General features: G+C 65.3%; 17 protein-coding genes. All 17 read right to left on the bottom strand.

What is annotated here, in order from left to right; translation table 11 throughout:
- Positions 1-21 precede the first annotated feature (21 nt).
- On the bottom strand, positions 22-771 hold the full coding sequence (locus CRO48_RS19820) for a TIGR03747 family integrating conjugative element membrane protein (protein WP_097141608.1): 750 nt from the start codon (positions 769-771) through the stop codon (positions 22-24).
- A complete protein-coding gene (gene traD, locus CRO48_RS19815) occupies positions 768-2,939 on the bottom strand; it encodes a type IV conjugative transfer system coupling protein TraD (RefSeq protein WP_097141607.1) in 2,172 nt (723 codons plus the stop codon). Before traD ends, CRO48_RS19820 begins: the two co-directional genes overlap by 4 nt.
- Positions 2,940-2,949: 10 nt before the next feature.
- Positions 2,950-3,501: an integrating conjugative element protein gene (locus tag CRO48_RS19810; protein ID WP_097141606.1), complete on the bottom strand. Its 552-nt coding sequence runs from the start codon at positions 3,499-3,501 to the stop codon at positions 2,950-2,952.
- Positions 3,498-4,073 (bottom strand): VUT family protein, encoded by a 576-nt coding sequence (locus CRO48_RS19805; RefSeq protein ID WP_097141605.1) that lies wholly within the window; start codon positions 4,071-4,073, stop codon positions 3,498-3,500. The genes CRO48_RS19810 and CRO48_RS19805 overlap by 4 nt, the downstream gene beginning before the upstream one ends.
- Positions 4,063-4,758 (bottom strand): hypothetical protein, encoded by a 696-nt coding sequence (locus CRO48_RS19800; RefSeq protein ID WP_097141604.1) that lies wholly within the window; start codon positions 4,756-4,758, stop codon positions 4,063-4,065. Before CRO48_RS19800 ends, CRO48_RS19805 begins: the two co-directional genes overlap by 11 nt.
- An 8-nt stretch (positions 4,759-4,766) precedes the next feature.
- Positions 4,767-5,846: a phosphoadenosine phosphosulfate reductase domain-containing protein gene (locus CRO48_RS19795; protein WP_097141603.1), complete on the bottom strand. Its 1,080-nt coding sequence runs from the start codon at positions 5,844-5,846 to the stop codon at positions 4,767-4,769.
- Positions 5,847-5,849: 3 nt separating this feature from the next.
- Positions 5,850-6,416, bottom strand: a complete 567-nt coding sequence (locus CRO48_RS19790; protein ID WP_097141602.1) for a transglycosylase SLT domain-containing protein — start codon at positions 6,414-6,416, stop codon at positions 5,850-5,852.
- A complete protein-coding gene (locus CRO48_RS19785; protein WP_097141601.1) occupies positions 6,401-7,150 on the bottom strand; it encodes a TIGR03759 family integrating conjugative element protein in 750 nt (249 codons plus the stop codon). Before CRO48_RS19785 ends, CRO48_RS19790 begins: the two co-directional genes overlap by 16 nt.
- Positions 7,147-7,734 (bottom strand): PFGI-1 class ICE element type IV pilus protein PilL2, encoded by a 588-nt coding sequence (pilL2, locus tag CRO48_RS19780; protein ID WP_097141600.1) that lies wholly within the window; start codon positions 7,732-7,734, stop codon positions 7,147-7,149. The genes CRO48_RS19785 and pilL2 overlap by 4 nt, the downstream gene beginning before the upstream one ends.
- Before the next feature lie 119 nt (positions 7,735-7,853).
- The gene (locus CRO48_RS19775) at positions 7,854-9,050 is read right to left on the bottom strand and encodes an FAD-dependent oxidoreductase (RefSeq protein ID WP_097141599.1); all 1,197 of its coding nucleotides are present in this window, start codon (positions 9,048-9,050) and stop codon (positions 7,854-7,856) included.
- A 182-nt stretch (positions 9,051-9,232) separates the two neighbouring features.
- Entirely contained in the window at positions 9,233-9,670 is a 438-nt protein-coding gene (locus CRO48_RS19770) for a hypothetical protein (protein WP_097141598.1), read from the bottom strand.
- A gap of 81 nt (positions 9,671-9,751) precedes the next feature.
- A complete protein-coding gene (locus CRO48_RS19765; RefSeq protein WP_097141597.1) occupies positions 9,752-12,022 on the bottom strand; it encodes a DEAD/DEAH box helicase family protein in 2,271 nt (756 codons plus the stop codon).
- 104 nt (positions 12,023-12,126) lie between these two features.
- Positions 12,127-12,432, bottom strand: a complete 306-nt coding sequence (locus tag CRO48_RS19760; protein ID WP_097141596.1) for a hypothetical protein — start codon at positions 12,430-12,432, stop codon at positions 12,127-12,129.
- A gap of 79 nt (positions 12,433-12,511) precedes the next feature.
- Positions 12,512-12,808 (bottom strand): hypothetical protein, encoded by a 297-nt coding sequence (locus tag CRO48_RS19755; RefSeq protein ID WP_097141595.1) that lies wholly within the window; start codon positions 12,806-12,808, stop codon positions 12,512-12,514.
- 60 nt (positions 12,809-12,868) lie between these two features.
- Positions 12,869-13,978: a DUF6094 domain-containing protein gene (locus CRO48_RS19750; protein WP_097141594.1), complete on the bottom strand. Its 1,110-nt coding sequence runs from the start codon at positions 13,976-13,978 to the stop codon at positions 12,869-12,871.
- A gap of 63 nt (positions 13,979-14,041) precedes the next feature.
- On the bottom strand, positions 14,042-14,692 hold the full coding sequence (locus tag CRO48_RS19745; protein WP_097141593.1) for a hypothetical protein: 651 nt from the start codon (positions 14,690-14,692) through the stop codon (positions 14,042-14,044).
- 81 nt (positions 14,693-14,773) lie between these two features.
- On the bottom strand, positions 14,774-15,190 hold the full coding sequence (locus CRO48_RS19740) for a hypothetical protein (RefSeq protein WP_097141592.1): 417 nt from the start codon (positions 15,188-15,190) through the stop codon (positions 14,774-14,776).
- Positions 15,191-15,214 lie beyond the last annotated feature (24 nt).

The raw sequence follows: 15,214 nt of genomic DNA, 5'->3' as shown, positions 1-15,214 counted from the left end.
CGTTTGTCGCTCGCACTTTCGTTAGAGGTACTTCTTGAAGCTTCCGGCGAAAACGTCCATCGCGATGCCGAGCAGGATGGCGCTCGGCAGCAGGATCAGCAGCGGATGCACGCTGATGGGCAAGGCGAGGTAGATCACCCACGGCGCGACGGCGAGCGGCATCAGCGAGGCCTTGGCGCGGTGATAGACGAACCCGGATTCACGGCCCGCGCCAAACCGGCGGATGTCTCGCCGGACAAGACCGTCGACCAGGCCGACGAAGGCCGCGAGGACGAATAGCGGCAGGGTGAGGACCAGCACGAGCAAGCGGACGATGAACACCAGCAGCACGAAGGCGGCGGCGATCAGATAGCTTTCGGTCCAGACATAGACGAGGCTGATATAGTAGCGGAAATCGCGGGCCGCGCCGCGGGCGGGAGCGCTCGCCTGGCTCGACGCCGACGCCATCCATTCCGTCAGCCCGCTCTTCACAAAAATCCATTCATAGGCCTGCTCGACCAGCCAATGCGCGGTCCGGCCTGGCTCCTGCACCACGGCGCTGCGCGTAAAATTCTGCGAGAGCTGGGCGAGTTCATGGTCGAGCATGGAGGACGCATGATGCCAGCCTTCCTCCGGCCAGAAGAAATACATGCAGACGCATTCGATGGCGATGCTGAGGAGGAGCGAGCCGGCAAGCACGCCGAGCATACGGAACGGCAGCATAATCAGGCCGGCGATCAGCCCTTGCTGGCGGTCCTGTTGCCTGGCGGCTGCGGCGGCCGGATCGCTCATGGGGTAACCTCACCCGCGTCCTTGTCCATCTCCAGATGCCGGAAGCTGTCGAGCAGATCGTCCGGCAGCGGGGCATCCTGGAGATCGGGAACACCCTGATTGTCCCACCACCAGTCGGCGGCCTCGACATAGTGCTGACGCATGTAGCCGGCGAGTTGCTGCAGGTCTTTCGGCATCTCCTCGTCCGGATCGGGTGCGGGAAGCGGCATGCGGATTTTCCAGAGATTGCCACCTTCCAGCAGCGCGAAGGCCTGTCCCTTCGGCAGGCCGACGACGTGCGCCGGTTCGATCATCGGAACGGATGAGCTGGTGATCCGGTCGGCCGTATTGCTGGTGAAATCCGTCTTCGCGCGGATATCCGAACTGTCGGTCGCGCCGCTGACGATCGCCGTCGTATAGACCTCGACCTTGGGCAGTTGCCTGGTCAGCAGTTCGGCCGTGGCGGTCTCGCGCACGCGCAACATGAACAGGTTGTTGAAGTTGCCGACGACCTGTCCGGCCTTCGCGCGATTGCCGATGCGCGCCTCGATGTCGCTGAGGGTCTGGGTATAGGCGGTGACCTGAAGTCCCGCGCCACCACCCTTGTTGACGAGTGGCACGAACTCGTCGCCCATGAGCTCGTTGAACTCGTCGGCATGGACGTTGATCGGGACCTTGTTTCCCGCGTCGGCGCCGGGCAGGCCGTCATCGATCCCGAACTTGTAGATATGGCCGGCGACGGAGACGAGATCGGAAAACATGGAATTACCGACGGCGGCGGCGACCTCCGCGTCTGAGAGTGCATCCAGCCCGACATAGACGACGGCGCGCTTGCGGATGATCTGCATCCAGTCGAAGATCGGGCGCGGATCGTTGAGGTCGGAATAGTTCGGCGCGAGGAGCTGCGCCGTCTTGCCGGTGGTCAGCTTTTCGAGGAGCGGCAGCAACGAGGCCACGATCTTGTCGAAATACGTCCGGTCGTATCGCACGGCCGAGCGCAGCCCGTCGAGCACCGGATCGTACACCCGGACCTGCGACAGATACTGTTCGAGCGCGACGACACGCTTCTCGCGGCCGACCATGTGGCGGGGGATGGTCTTTTCGTTGAGCTTCGCCTCGATCTGGACGATAACCTCCCAGGCCTTCGGCTCGTGCCGGGCGAAAAACGCCTGAGCATATTCGATGAACAGCGCGTCGATATTGACGACGTGCCGCTGGATCAGCAGGTAGTCCGGCCGCTGCCCCAGCTCAACCAGCGCCCGCGCGATGATGTTGACGAAGCGCCAGGCGAACTCGCGGAAGGCCGCTGAGTTGCCCTCACCGGAAAGCTGGCCGGCGATGCGCGTGGCGACTTCGGAAATCCGACCGAAGCGGCCGACGGCGTTGTAGCGCGCGGAAATATCCGGCCAGCCGAGATGGAAACAGTAGAATTCGCCAGCGCGGCCGGCACGCTTAGCCTCGACATACATCCGCTTGAGCAGATCCGCGTCACCCTTGGGATCGAGAACGATCACCACCTCGTGCTCGCCATCTGCAGTTTTCCGGCGGATGTCCTGGGTGATGAACAGTTCGGCCAGCCGCGTCTTGCCGACGCGGGTGGTGCCGAGGACGAGGGAGTGTCCGACGCGCTCGCCGAGCGGCAAGGTGACGTCGATCTCATGCGGTTCGATCCCGTGCAGGCGCGGGATGCCGCCGACCGGCGGTAGCGGTCGCACCGGATTGAGCGGACTGTCCCATGCGGTCAGCCGGGCGAGTTTTGAGAGCGGATGCGGCGCGAACTCCAGCCGCTGCTCGAGGCGGCGCGTGAACCGGTAGAGCGCCGTCGGCTCGACATAGTGCCGGAACTCCGGCCGGTAGGTCTGCATCAGGCGATGGGTGTGCCGCTGCTCCCAGCGGAAGCCACGGCCGATGAACAGGCGTTGCCGGCTGACCGGAACGCTCCCGCTGGTCATGATGTAGCGCGGCAGGCGGCGGATGTTGCGGCGATAGCGCAGGATCGAGAGCGCGTCACGCAGGCGGATCGCGCCGAAGGTGAGGAACGCGGTAGAGGAGCCGAGACCGAGAACCGGGCTCAGCGCCAGCGACCAGGGGGCAACGACGCAGACCAGCGCCGCGCCGGCGCAGACGGCGACGGTGTAGAGCTCAACTGCCGGCCGCAGCAGCACTTCGACCGAATGGGGATTGGCCATGGCCGCCGCCTCATTGCTCGATGCCGGTCGCGGTGATCAGCACCGGATAGTGGCGCAGGCCCAGCCGCCCGGCGAGATCGTCGCCGGAGGAGGGCGAGAGCGTCAGGCTGCCGGCCAACTTGCGGAGATTCGCCAGCGCCTCGGCCGTCTCGACATTGACCACCAGACCGACGGCGTTCAGGTCGCGCAGGATGTGGCCGCGCTCGCGGAGCCAGGCACGGGATCGCTCGTCGTCGCCGACCAGGAACATCGGGGTGAGGCCGGGCGCCTGAATGACCCGGCGCGGCTCGTCGCCTTGTGACAGGCGATCCGAGCGGACCGGCAGCATGTCGGCCTCGGAAAAGACCGTTCGCGGCGTCGCGGGGACGGCGGTGATCGGCGGAACGGGCTGCCCCTGCTTCGGCGGCAGATCGAGGGCCTGGTAGAAGGGAAGGGCGGAGATCCCGCCATGATCCTCGACCACGATCAGCGGCTGGGACTGGGCGAGCACCGAAGAGCCGGCCAACAAGCAGACGAAGATGGACACGGTGATGCGTGTCCCGGAAATCGAGCGATGGGTCATGAGGATTTGCTCCTTGCAGTGGGCTCGGGGGGAATGGAGAAGCCGGCGCGACCGGAATGCCTGCGCGCGAGCACGATGACCGGCGCCGCCAGCAGGCTAAACCAGAGCTTTCCGGCGACTTGTCCGGCGAGAAAATCGACCGATCCGAAGGCGAGCCAGAGGAAGACCGCGCTGTCGACCAGCGCGCCGGCGCTGCCGCTTGCGATGATGGCCAAGCCGGGCCTGCGCACGCGGAGCGGCGTATAGACGGCGAGGTCCGTCAGCTCCGCCAGAACGAAGGCAGAGGCCGAAGCAACGACAAGCGCGGGCGGCGCGATGAACCAGGAGAGCGCGGTGCCGATGGCGACGGCCGCCAGCGCGGCGCGAATCCCGCCAGCCTCCTGAACGAGATCGCGCAGCACGAGCGCCGCGCCAACGACCAGGACACCGCTGGGTGCTTCGAGCCCGAAGCCGACCGGGATGGTGCAAGGCCCATCCGGAACGCATCTGGTTCCGACATTGCCGATCATCCAGTTCGCGAGGGGAACGGTCGCGGCGAAGGCCGCGATCAGGGAAATCGCCTTAAGGCCCATGGAACGGCTCCCTCCTGATGGTTCGCTCGGTCCAGGCGATCGGGCACTGCTCGGCGTCGATCCGCCGGACCATCCTCTCGGGGCATGCTTCCGCACCGATATTCTTGAAGTTCCGGGCAACGTTCGCACTGTCGGCCGAGGCGAAGGGCCAGCGTTCCCCGGCAAGCCGCAGACCGCGCAGCATGTGGACCTTCAGCCATGGAATGTGGCCGCCCCGGGCAAGCGCGTTGAACGCCTCATCGGCCCTGCGACGCCAGGCTTCCGATCCCACCTGCCAATAGAGGCCGGAGCTTCCGAAACAGATGCGCGGCCAGCCATCGGCGAGTTCGAGGAGATAGTCGACCGGCAGCGCCATATGCCAGACCGGGGCGCCGGCCACCTGCGGATACGGCCATTGCTGGACTAGCTCTCGCTGTGCCTCCACCGTGCCGTCAATCACGTCCGGAATGACGGCCCAGTTCTCACCGCCGATGCGCGGCTCCAACCAGCGGTAATAGCTGTCCCATTCGACGCTGTGCCCGCGGGTGAAGGCGGAGAACGCGCCACTGTCCCACATGACCGACTGGCCGTGCGCGAGGCACCAGTCGGCGTCCTGGGCCGCCGCAAACGAGACGCAGAAATGTCTGCCCGCCAGCTTGGCCAGCTCGGATCGCGGGGTGAGGGGCGTGCCGTGATAGTGGATCATGCACGGCCTCATGAGACCGGCGGTGCGAGGGCGGCGAGATCAATCGTGTTGCGCTGCGCCTCATTCCATTCGCAGAGTGCCAGATCGGAATTGCAGCCGCTGCCGGCCTGACCGTCGAAGAACAGTTCATATTGCCGCCCGCCGCGGCTGGTGCGGCTCCACTCGACGACGGTGTGGATGCCGGCATAGGTGCCGGGCCGATCCACATCCATCGGGTCCTTCAGCGCGGCGAAGAAGGTCGAGACGCGGCGCTTGTTCGCGGCGGAGACGATCGCCTCCCAGCGCGCCACCCGCTCGATATGCTCGGGAAAGCGCGATGCGATCTCGCGCAGCTCGTTCTTGCGGCAGTTGATACAGGGCATGCAGCCGACGCGGCCCATGCCAAGCCCATAAAGCGGGTTCGGGGCGATGCCGTGCCGCCGGTGCATCGACCAGACATCATCGACCGACCACCGGAAGATCGGCCGCCAGAGCATGCAGCCGCTGTCATGGCGGTTCCAGAACGGCAGCTTCGCCCTATTGTGGCTTTCGGCGGCGCGGATGCCGAGCCATTGCAGAACCGGGCCGTTGCGCAGCATCGGAAAGACGACCTGCAAGGTTATCGGCAGGGATTTCAGCTCCTCTGAACAGAATTGCGCCATCCTGCTCGGGAAGCGACCCTTGCAGATGCAGAGGTCTAGAAAGGGAATGCCTGTCGGCACGTTGAGGGCGGCCGCTTCCGCGACAATCTCGTCCGGTACGCCCTGTTTCGGCCATTCGCGGAGGATGTAGTTGCGGTGACTGGCGAGCCGTGCGGAAAAGTCGGCGCGGACGATCTCGATCGGCGGGCCGCCCGTGCGCTCGGAAAGGCGCGAGACGAACTCATAGGTCAGTTCATGCTCATGGCCGGTATCGGCGAACACCGCGCGAAACGGGCGGCCAGCTTCCAGCGCCAGCAGATAGACGGCCGTGCTGTCCTTGCCGCCCGACACGTTGACCAGATGCTGGAACGTCTCGTCGCCATCCGCCGGCCTGTTGCGGAACAGGGAATGGCGTGGGCGTCTTGATGGCGGATAGGCCTGCCGGCGCGGAACGATGAGGGACGGCATCGCTCAATCCCTTCGCTTGCCGGGAACGCCGAGCACGCGGGCGAGATGCTGGCCGACGCTGCGGCGATAGCGCGCCGCTGGCGGGCCGCCGGCCGGGCGATGGTAGCGGCCGATGGCGAGCATCCATTCCTCGCCGGGATTGTGCTGCTCCTTCAGGATCTCGGCGGCGATGACGAGATTGCGGTAGGGGTCGAGCAGGTCGCAGGGATGATCGTAACGATGCTGCTGATACCCGAGATTGATCTGACCGAGGCCGACGTCGACGCGCGTCAGGGGAGCTTCCCGCATCGCCTGGCTCAAACCGGCGCAGGCCTCCGCTTTGCTGTCGAACCGGCGGCCGGCACCCGCGACGTTCAAGGTCCACGGCCAGGGGATGACGCGGCCGCCCTTGCGTATCCCGCTCTCCTGCAAGGCGATGGCATAGAGGACCGGCGAGGGGACGCCGGCACGCTGCGCGGCGATCTGGTAGGCCGGAGGCGGAACCTCCTGCGGCAAGACCGGGCTGGCCCCGAACGTGCCGGCGATCAGGACCGCGGTCGCGAGGGCGGTGCGCATCACTGGCGCTGCCATTGACCGTTCACCTGCCGCACGACGGCGGGCAGGTCTCCCTCAAGGCCGAGCGACAGCCAGCGGCCGGAATCGTGGTTCAGCGTGATCGCGCCGGCGCGGACCTTGCCGGGATCGATCCGGACGCCTTTCGCCCAGTCGCGGATGCGGGTATCGTCCTGCCGGCTTCCGACGACATAGAGATCGAATTCCGTTCCGGCCGTCTGGAGCCGCTGCACGGTCCGGTCGCAGGAGGGGCATCCATCCTTCACGAAGACGGCGAGCCGACCCACTTCGCCGGCAGATGCGTCGGTGTCCGTCAGCGATGCGCTGATGCGTTCCATGTCGGGGTGCAGGCGCTGCCAGGCCTCGTCGTAGGCGCGTTGGTAGGCCAGCAGCTTCTCGACCCGGCGCGCTTCGATCCCGACCTGCAACTCCGCATAGCGCCGCCGCTCCTCGTCGGAGCGCGCTTCGATGCCGAGAGCCGTCAGCGGATCGAGGTTGGGGGACTGGATGCCGAGCGGTCCCTGCATGACGGCGCGGTATCGCGCCCATTCCTCCTCGCGCAGGCCCCAGTCGCTCGCCTTCTGTTCGTCGCTTCGTTCAACGACGGCCGGCTGTTCTCGGCTCGGGACATTCGTCGAGGCGGCCGAGCGCGAATCCTGCGCGTTGGCGGGCAGGCAGCACCAGACGGAAAGACCGAGGACGAGGGCGAGGGCGAGGGGATGTGCGGACCGCTTGAATCTCAACGTCGTCATGGCTTTGCTTTCCTGGCGACAGCGTGGGTGCTGAGGGCGGCGACCCTGGTCGTGTCGAAGTCGGGTTTCATCTCGCTGGCGGCGAAGGCGGGGAACGGTGCGCGGTAGAAGCAGACGGTGCGGGTCCTGTCATCGACCTGCAGGTTCCATGCCGATCCGGACAGCGTCAGGAGCGCGTCGCGCAGCATCAGCGGTCCGAGGCGATGGTGTGAGGCCGGCAAGGGCAGCGCCGACAGCGTGGCGGCATCATCGGCGGAGCACAGCTTGTAGCCCGAGCGGGACAGGATCTGCCGCAGGGCGTCGCCGACCGTGCTTCTGCGGCCCTCGGGAAGGGAAACCGTGACCACCTGTCGCATCAGATCCCGCTGCGCCGATGCCGGCGCAAGCTCGACCAGGGTGTAGCGACCCTGACGCAGGACGGGAATGAAGTCGGGATCCGGTTCCGCCAGAGGAAAAGAGACGGGCCGAACAGGCGTCGGCTCCGGAGGCTCGGCGATTGTGGAGCACCCTGCCGTCGCCATGGCGACAATCAGGACAGAACCGCAACCCGTAAGTTTGCGACGGATTTGGCTGGTGAAGCGCATGGATGGATCCCCTGGAACATGGAGCCATCACCATCCGCCGCCCGGATCGGGCGATCAGCAAACAAAGGGGAACACGGTCGCCCCGGTTTCCGGAGCAGAGGAGAAGAAGCGTGGTCGCGCTACCGGATATGCTCCGGCCGGAAGCCGAGCCCGACCAGGCGGCCGGCGAGATGGGCAAGCACGGGCCAGCGTGCGATGCCGCGCATGAAGGAGGGCGGCCCCTCGCGCCGCTTGTCCTCCGCCTCGCGCTTGCTGCGGTCGCGCTGCATCATCAGTTGCAGTTTCTGCGTCGCCTTGGTCGGAAACGAGCGTCGCGCCTGCACGTCGGCGAGATGCCTGTCGGCCAAGGTGCCGTCGCGAAGCGGGCCGGCAAGGATGTTCGCGGTGGCGACCGCATCCTGGATCGCCAGATTGACGCCGAATCCGCCGATCGGCGACATGGCGTGCGCCGCATCGCCGATGCATAGAAGGCCCGGCCGCCACCAGCGCTTGAGCCGGTCGATCCGCACGCTCAGCAGATGCACGTCATCCCAGGAGCGGACCTCCTGCATCCGTTCCGGCGGCAGCGGCGAAACGGCGGCGACGGCCTCCCGGAAAGCATCGATGCCGGCCGCCTTCACATCCGCATAGGAGCCCTTGCGCACCACATAGCCGCATTGCCAATAATCGCCGCGGTCGACCATCACGAACCCCTGCCTCGGCCCGCCGTGGCCCATGACATAGGGCGGATCGTCGGGCTGATGCGAGAGCTTCATCCACAGCACGTCGCGCGGGCTGCCGAAGCGCTCGATCTCCAGCCCGGCCTTCTCCCGCACGACGGAGTTGCGCCCGTCCGCGCCGACGACCAGCGCGGCCCTGATATCCGTCTCCCCATCCGCCGTGGCGACGCGGACGCCGGCGATGCGCCCTTCCGCTTCGAAGAGCGCCGTCACCTGCGCGCGCATAAGCAGGTGGAAATTTGGGAGCCGCCCTGCTTCGCGCGCCACATAGTCGAGGAATTCCCATTGCGGCATGAAGGCGATGAAACGGCATTTCGTTGGCAGGCGCGAGAAGTCGGCGATGGTGATGTCCTTGCCGCCGATCTCGGCATGAAGTTTTGGCGCCTGCGTGTGCGGCAGTTGCAGCAATCCGTCGAGAAGGCCCAGTTCGTGCATCACCTCCAGCGTGGAAGGATGGACGGTGTCGCCGCGAAAGTCGCGCAGGAAATCCCCGTGCTTCTCGACGACCGTCACATCGACGCCAGCACGTGCGAGCAAAAGGCCGAGCATCAACCCGGCGGGACCCGCGCCCACGATGCAGCAACTCCGGTGGACCATCCCTTGCGCTTCTTTCCGGCCAGACGAACTCTGTGGCGAAACCTACCGCACTTTTCCGTCGACGGCATAGATCTGCTTTGCCTGCCGAGTGTGGCAAAGTGCGCCATTATCCAGCGAAACGGCCCCCGAAGGGGCCGCGATTATAAGGTCGATTGCTGACGCAGTGGTCGGCGTTCGGAACGTCACCAAAGCTTCTTGAGTGTTGGGTCGACGTCGGCCGGCTGGACATGAGCCCAGCATGGCACGTTAGAGCCGCTTTCCCCGACCGGCAGGTCGAACACGACGAACGGGAAGTCTTCCGTATTGGACGTGTCGTAGCAGATCACTTTGATCTCGCCGGCATCGCAGCGGACAGAGCAAACCTCTCCGTCCGTGACGTCGACGGCTACGACGCGAGGAACCAGCTCGAGCTTGCGGGCGGCGGAGAGGATGGCGGTCTGATCCTTGCCTTCGAAGCAGACGAAGGGCCTCTCGTAGCCGGCCTCCCTGGCCAAGGCCCGCGCCTTGTCGTAGTGGGCGCCGGTTGCATATTCCCCGTCCGTCACCGAGACGGTGAACACGGGCATGTCGGCATTGTTCTCGGCGTCGTAGCACGCGACAGCGATAGGCAAGGTTCTCATGGAACAGCTCCTTGTTTCTCTGATGGGAAGAGGTGAGGAAAAAAGGGACGGCCCGATTGGACCGTCCCATGAGATCGAGGATCATGCGGCGACGAGTTGCCTTGCCAGGGCCACCTCGACGGAGTCGCCGTCCTGGTTGAGGACATCGAGCCCGGATTCCGGCACGTCGCCGGAGGTGCTTTGCGAGACGAGGATCTTCTTCGCCATCAGCGCCAGGCACGTCATCTGCGACGTTCCGGCATAGCCAAGATAGATGACCTTGACGTGCAGATGCTGGCCGATACGCCATGACCGGCGCGAGGCCTGCTGGAGCGTATAGACGTTGTAGCCCGACTGGAGAAAGACGATGGTCGGGAACTCCAGAAGATCGAGCCCTGTCTTGACCAGTTCGGGGTTGGTCAGAAGCACGTCGATGCCCCGGTCCAGTTGCTCGGCGATCCAGTCCTCGCGCCGCGACGTGTCCACGCTTCCGCGCAGCACCGCGACCTTCAGGCCTTCCTGTTCGAGCAGCGACTTCAGCCGCGACGTGGTGTCCCGCGTCCCGGTATAGACGGTATAGGCAAGCACCCTGCGGCCCTCGGCCTTCTCCGCCTTGCAGATGTCGATCAGTTCCTGCTCCTTCGGCATGACTTCGAGATCGGAGAACTGCGGCGGTGTGAACGCGATCAGTTCTCGCGAGCGCGGATGCTTGACCGCTTCCGCCCGGAAGCACGTATCCGGCCAGGCGAGGAGCGTGTTGAGAACCACGCCGAGGAGCGTAGTGTCGCGCCGCGCGAGGGCCTGCTTGAGCTGGGCGGTGAGATCGTTCGCCAGGTCCCGATAGGCGTTGGCCTGATCGGGGTCCATGACCACCTCGCGAAACTCCTCCTCGTAGGGAGGAAGCACGTTGCCGCCGATATCGCGGAGCTTGAGGAAGACGGTGAACGGCAGCACGCATCTCAAGATGCCCTTGGGGCCGAAGCCCGGAGCCTTGACCGTCCGAACCGATATCTTGGTGCCGCGGGCGGTCTTGTGCGCCGCCCCGTTGCTCTCCGAATAAATGTCCTTGAGGACACCGTGATCGCGCATGAAGGCCATGCTGGCGGCCGTCATGCTGCCGGTCTTGCCCGGCCGGTAGCCGTCTTCGATCATGCGGCCGGTCAACACCCTGAACAGCAGCGCGAACAGGTCATCCGCATAGCCACCCATCAGCGTGCCGGTCAGGAGAAGGGCCTTGCGCGCCTTGGCGGCGAGCACGCCCATGGCCTGCCCCTGTGCGGAGCCGGGGCTTTTGTATTCATGGCCTTCGTCGCAGATCAGAAGGTCGAAGAAGCCTTGCGGAAGGTATCTCTTGATGAATTCCGAGGGCTGGTATCCCCCTTCGCCGAAGCCGAACTCCATATTGGCCATCGCGCGTTCCATGCGCTGGGCCTGGCGGTCGGAGAAGATGAGTTCCCCTCGGGCGTCCATCAGGTTGATGAACTCGTAGAGATTGTCGCCGAGGAGAGAGACCAGGAAGGATTCGCCGAACTGCTTCATCAGCCGCTGCGCGGTCGCTTCGCCGATCGTCGGAATGCGCTTCAAGGCTCGTACCACCGCCGAAGACTGGTCGGTTGCGGAGAGCGTGCGCGGGCGCATCAGCGTCCACAGCGCCGAAGTGCAATGACCGCAGGTGCGGCGCGTTTCCTCGGCTTCCAGCTCGACCGGGTTGACCGGCTCGCCGTCGAGGTTGGTGATGACATTGCCGCAATGCGGGCACGCGCCGATGAAGCCGTCGGGCACGCGCCGCCGGGTGAAGGCGGGTCGCCAATGGAAACCCATCCGCATCCGGACGCGGCCGAGAACGAAAAACTCCTGTCCCGTCGCCGGGACGCCAAGCTGTTCGCGCAGCTTGATGAGCTTGACCAGCGTATCGGGGCCGTTGAGGACCCAGACCTTGGCGCCGGGCACCGTTTCGAGGATTTCCCGCCGCCATTTGTAAACGAGATGCGGCGGGGAGAGGATGAGCGACCGGCGGAAGCCTTCAGCCTTGAGGACGGCTGCGACGGCGATCGCCATCAGCGTCTTGCCGGTTCCCATCTCGGCATTGATGATCGCGGCGGCCTCGCCCTGATCGACCAGCAGCTCGGCGACGGCATGGATGACGTCGGCCTGGGCGTCGAAGGGACGACGCTTCAGACCGTCGAGCACGGCCTGCCGATGAGGGCGGGCCTGCCCGGTATAAACAGGCGGATTGGACCGGTTGAGGGAAGCCAGCAGTTCGTCGCCGAACTCGGAGACGAAGTCCGTCAGGCTGATGGAAAGCGGGTCGCGCTCCGCCTCGATAATATCGCCCTCGATGGGGGCCTCGAGCGTGTCGTCGAGATCGTACATCGGTGATGCTCCATGCGGAAAACGGGGCACGCACCGTCCCTTTCGGGGCAGTGGACATGCCCCGGAGGTGGGAGGAGGGAAGCGGCGTCAGCCGCGGATGAAGATCAGTGTTCGTCGGGCAGCATCAGCGTGGTGACGCTGCGGTCGCTTTCGGTGAGGATCCAGAGCGTGAGCGCCGGGTCGATGTAATAGACCGACATCAGGATCTCCTCGCCGGTCTTGACGGCCGTATCGTTGCTCTGCCAGTCGGCATCGCACTGGTCGCCCCAGTCGCCTTTGAGATGGCGGCGGAGATAACGGGCCGGATCGAACCGGCCGCGTTCGACGAGATCGGTGATGCTGGAGGAGAAGACGACCTTGCCGGCCGGGAATTTCGGCTGCGGCAGTTGCGAGAGGTCTTCGCTTGTCATGAGGGCTCCTTCATGGATGGAAGCCACGACGCCCATCGGGGCGGCGTGACCCCGGTGGGTGGGTGAAGATGGGCGTGTCTCAGCGCTCGGACGACACGCGGATCAGGGTTGCGCTTCGGTCAGCCTCGGTGACGATCGAAAGCGCCAGTTCACGGTGAACGGTGAAGAAGGATTCCAGGCGGCTGCCCGAATGCAATGCGGCGTTGTTCTGATGCCACTGGTAGTCGGCGACTTCGCCCCAATCCCCGCGGCTATGACGCAGGAAGAAAGGCAGCGGGTCGAGCCGGCCTTCGTCCATGAGCTGCTGGATCCGGTCGCTGAAATACAGCGCACCGGTATCGAAGAGCCTGGGCGGTCCCTTGGCTTTGACTGTCATCGTAAAATCTCCGTTGAGAGTGAGAGAAGCCGCCGTCCGGTCGGAACGACAGGGAAGGCATCAGCGGATGGTGAGCACCTGGCCCCGTGTCGGGGAGCCGGGCGTCATGTCCCATGCGCGGATGACGGGCACGAACTTGTCCGTGAGAATGCGGGTCTCGGCGACGGAGCCGTCTTCGCGCTCGGTGTATTCCAGCGTCTGGGACTTTTCCTTGTGGGTGTCGCCCTTGACGACCATGACCTTGCCGGACGTCGAGGTGACGACGCCGGAGATCGCACCGGCGGCGAGCGCCAGGGCGAGGTGCCATTGGGAGAGGGCACGCGCGGGCCGGCGCAACGATTGCTGCGCGGCGCCGAGATGCGTCTCGACCGAGGGCCAGAGGCCCTGAAGACGATGGACCTCCTCGGCGAACTGCTCCGGCTCCATCGATATCCGATAAAACTGCTCCGGCTCGGCCTGGGCCACTGGTACAGCATAAGGCTGCAGTGGCCATTCGGCCGGCAGTTCCTCCGCCTCGATCTCGCCCGCGCCGATCTGCAACAGACGGTCACGGAAGGTTTTGGCGGCGGCACTTGCAAGCTCGCGGTTGCGGACGCGCTTGCCGAAGATCACCACCTGCTTGAACTGCGTTTCGACCGCACGGTAGATGCGCAGGTCCGTGAAATGGCGGGTTAGCCAGCCCACGACCTCGGCGTCGAGAGTATAGTGCGGGACGATGAAGACCAGCACGCCGCCATATTGCAGGAGCGGCAGGCTGCGTTGATAGAACAGCTTTTCAAGCCGCGGGCGACCCTGGATCTGATGACGCTGGATGCCGTTGTCGTCCTTGGGAAGATCGCCGTAGGGCGGGTTGAGCCAGAGAAGGCCGAAGGACTGGCGCGAGATCAGCGTGTCCATGACATCGCCGTGAATGCAGCGATCCACGAGGCCGCGGGCATGCCTTGCCCGTTCGGCGTCGAACTCGACGGCATGGGCGAGGACCAGATCGCGGCCGAGGACATGCGCCGCCTCGGCGATGGCGACGCCTTCGCCGGCGCAGGGGTCGATGATGTTCATCGGTCCCGCCGCCGGCTGAAGGGCGTTCAGTGTGCGTTCGAGCGTCGGCTCGTCCGTGGGATAATATCCGTTCTTGGCGAAGTTTCGCGCAAGACGGGGGAACATGAGAGCCATGGGGGATCTCCTGGTTCTGATGAGGGGAAAGCGACGCGCGGCGAGCGCGCGTCACGGAGATGATCAGGCGGCCCGCAGCAGCGGTTCGCCCGCTGCCTCTTCCTGCGGAGAGGGCAGAAGCACGCCATCGCGTATGAGGTCGCCGAGCATGCCGGTGAGCATGGGGACGTCCAGCGCCAGCCGATGTCCTTCCAGCGGCCCGAGGGCGGTCGGAAGGCAGCCGAGCATTTGGCGTTCGACAAGCAGATCCATGACGGTGTCACGCCAGTGATCGAGGAGGGGAAGCGGGCAGGTGTCCTGCACGAGAGACCAGAGGCGGCTGAACCCGTCCTCGTTGCTCCTGCGCAGGAAGGCCAGCGCGCTGGCATTGGCCTTGTCCGGTTTGACGCAGCGCCGGTCGAACAGCCACAGATTGATCAGCGATCCGAACAGCGTGCGCCGGAAGGCGCGCGTCGAGCGCTTCTCCAGACGGCCGACATTGCCGATGAGCGTCGGGATCGAACGCCCGGTGTCGTCGATGAGGATCCGGAACCGGTCGAGACCTTCGTCGTCGCTGCCGAGCGTCAGGCGGGCGAGGAATTGCTGGATGGCGGTATCGCGCGCCCAGACGGAGAGGAAGAGCAGGGTGCCGTCCTCGTCACCGATATAGCCGTCGGCCATCAGGTCGGGGCATTCGGCGATGGGGTAAAGCGGCTGCTGGGAGATGTCAGGCATGGTGTGTCCTCACGGAAAGAGAGGCGACACCGCCCCGTCGGGACGATGACGCGCCCCAAGGGGTGAAAGAGAAAGTGCCGATCAGGCGAGGAAGGCCGGCTGGCCGACGGGAAGCGCGCTGGCCGGAAGGATCGTTGCGCGCCGTCTGGCATGATAGGTCCGAACGCCCTCACGCCATGCGCGAGACTGTTCGGGCGCCATCGCCAGGTAGCGAAGCGGGCAGGTGTAATAGAAGGGATGTGCCGCTTCTTCCGTGGCCTTGTAGCCCCACCATCCGCTCGACCGCTGCAACAGCGTGCAGCCGATGAAGGTGGTGGATTGCTCCACGGCAGGCCGGATATCCGGCGGCTGCCTTACGGAACGTTGAACGACCGACCACAGCACGTCGCCGCGCACGGTATAGGCGAGGGTCTCGTAGCGATGCGTTTCGGTCTCGCTGGTTTCGACGAGCAGCTGGATCAGCTCGTTTCGCTTCCAGTTCGAAAATGTCCAGCCCATGAGGGTTCTCCTGGCGAAAGGCCG

Source organism: Rhizobium subbaraonis (genome assembly GCF_900220975.1).
Taxonomy (GTDB): domain Bacteria; phylum Pseudomonadota; class Alphaproteobacteria; order Rhizobiales; family Rhizobiaceae; genus Mycoplana; species Mycoplana subbaraonis.
The sequence above is the reverse complement of the archived record's forward strand: the minus strand, read 5'-3'. Positions and strand labels throughout refer to the sequence as shown.

Excerpts from the sequence above, each read along its gene's own strand:
- CRO48_RS19790 (WP_097141602.1), bottom strand. The coding sequence starts at position 6,416 with ATGGCAGCGCCAGTGATGCGCACCGCCCTCGCGACCGCGGTCCTGATC.
- CRO48_RS19785 (WP_097141601.1), bottom strand. The coding sequence starts at position 7,150 with ATGACGACGTTGAGATTCAAGCGGTCCGCACATCCCCTCGCCCTCGCC.
- CRO48_RS19765 (WP_097141597.1), bottom strand. The coding sequence starts at position 12,022 with ATGTACGATCTCGACGACACGCTCGAGGCCCCCATCGAGGGCGATATT.
- CRO48_RS19775 (WP_097141599.1), bottom strand. The coding sequence starts at position 9,050 with ATGGTCCACCGGAGTTGCTGCATCGTGGGCGCGGGTCCCGCCGGGTTG.
- CRO48_RS19740 (WP_097141592.1), bottom strand. The coding sequence starts at position 15,190 with ATGGGCTGGACATTTTCGAACTGGAAGCGAAACGAGCTGATCCAGCTG.
- CRO48_RS19755 (WP_097141595.1), bottom strand. The coding sequence starts at position 12,808 with ATGACAGTCAAAGCCAAGGGACCGCCCAGGCTCTTCGATACCGGTGCG.
- CRO48_RS19810 (WP_097141606.1), bottom strand. The coding sequence starts at position 3,501 with ATGACCCATCGCTCGATTTCCGGGACACGCATCACCGTGTCCATCTTC.
- pilL2 (WP_097141600.1), bottom strand. The coding sequence starts at position 7,734 with ATGCGCTTCACCAGCCAAATCCGTCGCAAACTTACGGGTTGCGGTTCT.
- CRO48_RS19760 (WP_097141596.1), bottom strand. The coding sequence starts at position 12,432 with ATGACAAGCGAAGACCTCTCGCAACTGCCGCAGCCGAAATTCCCGGCC.
- traD (WP_097141607.1), bottom strand. The coding sequence starts at position 2,939 with ATGGCCAATCCCCATTCGGTCGAAGTGCTGCTGCGGCCGGCAGTTGAG.
- CRO48_RS19795 (WP_097141603.1), bottom strand. The coding sequence starts at position 5,846 with ATGCCGTCCCTCATCGTTCCGCGCCGGCAGGCCTATCCGCCATCAAGA.
- CRO48_RS19800 (WP_097141604.1), bottom strand. The coding sequence starts at position 4,758 with ATGATCCACTATCACGGCACGCCCCTCACCCCGCGATCCGAGCTGGCC.
- CRO48_RS19745 (WP_097141593.1), bottom strand. The coding sequence starts at position 14,692 with ATGCCTGACATCTCCCAGCAGCCGCTTTACCCCATCGCCGAATGCCCC.
- CRO48_RS19770 (WP_097141598.1), bottom strand. The coding sequence starts at position 9,670 with ATGAGAACCTTGCCTATCGCTGTCGCGTGCTACGACGCCGAGAACAAT.
- CRO48_RS19805 (WP_097141605.1), bottom strand. The coding sequence starts at position 4,073 with ATGGGCCTTAAGGCGATTTCCCTGATCGCGGCCTTCGCCGCGACCGTT.
- CRO48_RS19820 (WP_097141608.1), bottom strand. The coding sequence starts at position 771 with ATGAGCGATCCGGCCGCCGCAGCCGCCAGGCAACAGGACCGCCAGCAA.
- CRO48_RS19750 (WP_097141594.1), bottom strand. The coding sequence starts at position 13,978 with ATGGCTCTCATGTTCCCCCGTCTTGCGCGAAACTTCGCCAAGAACGGA.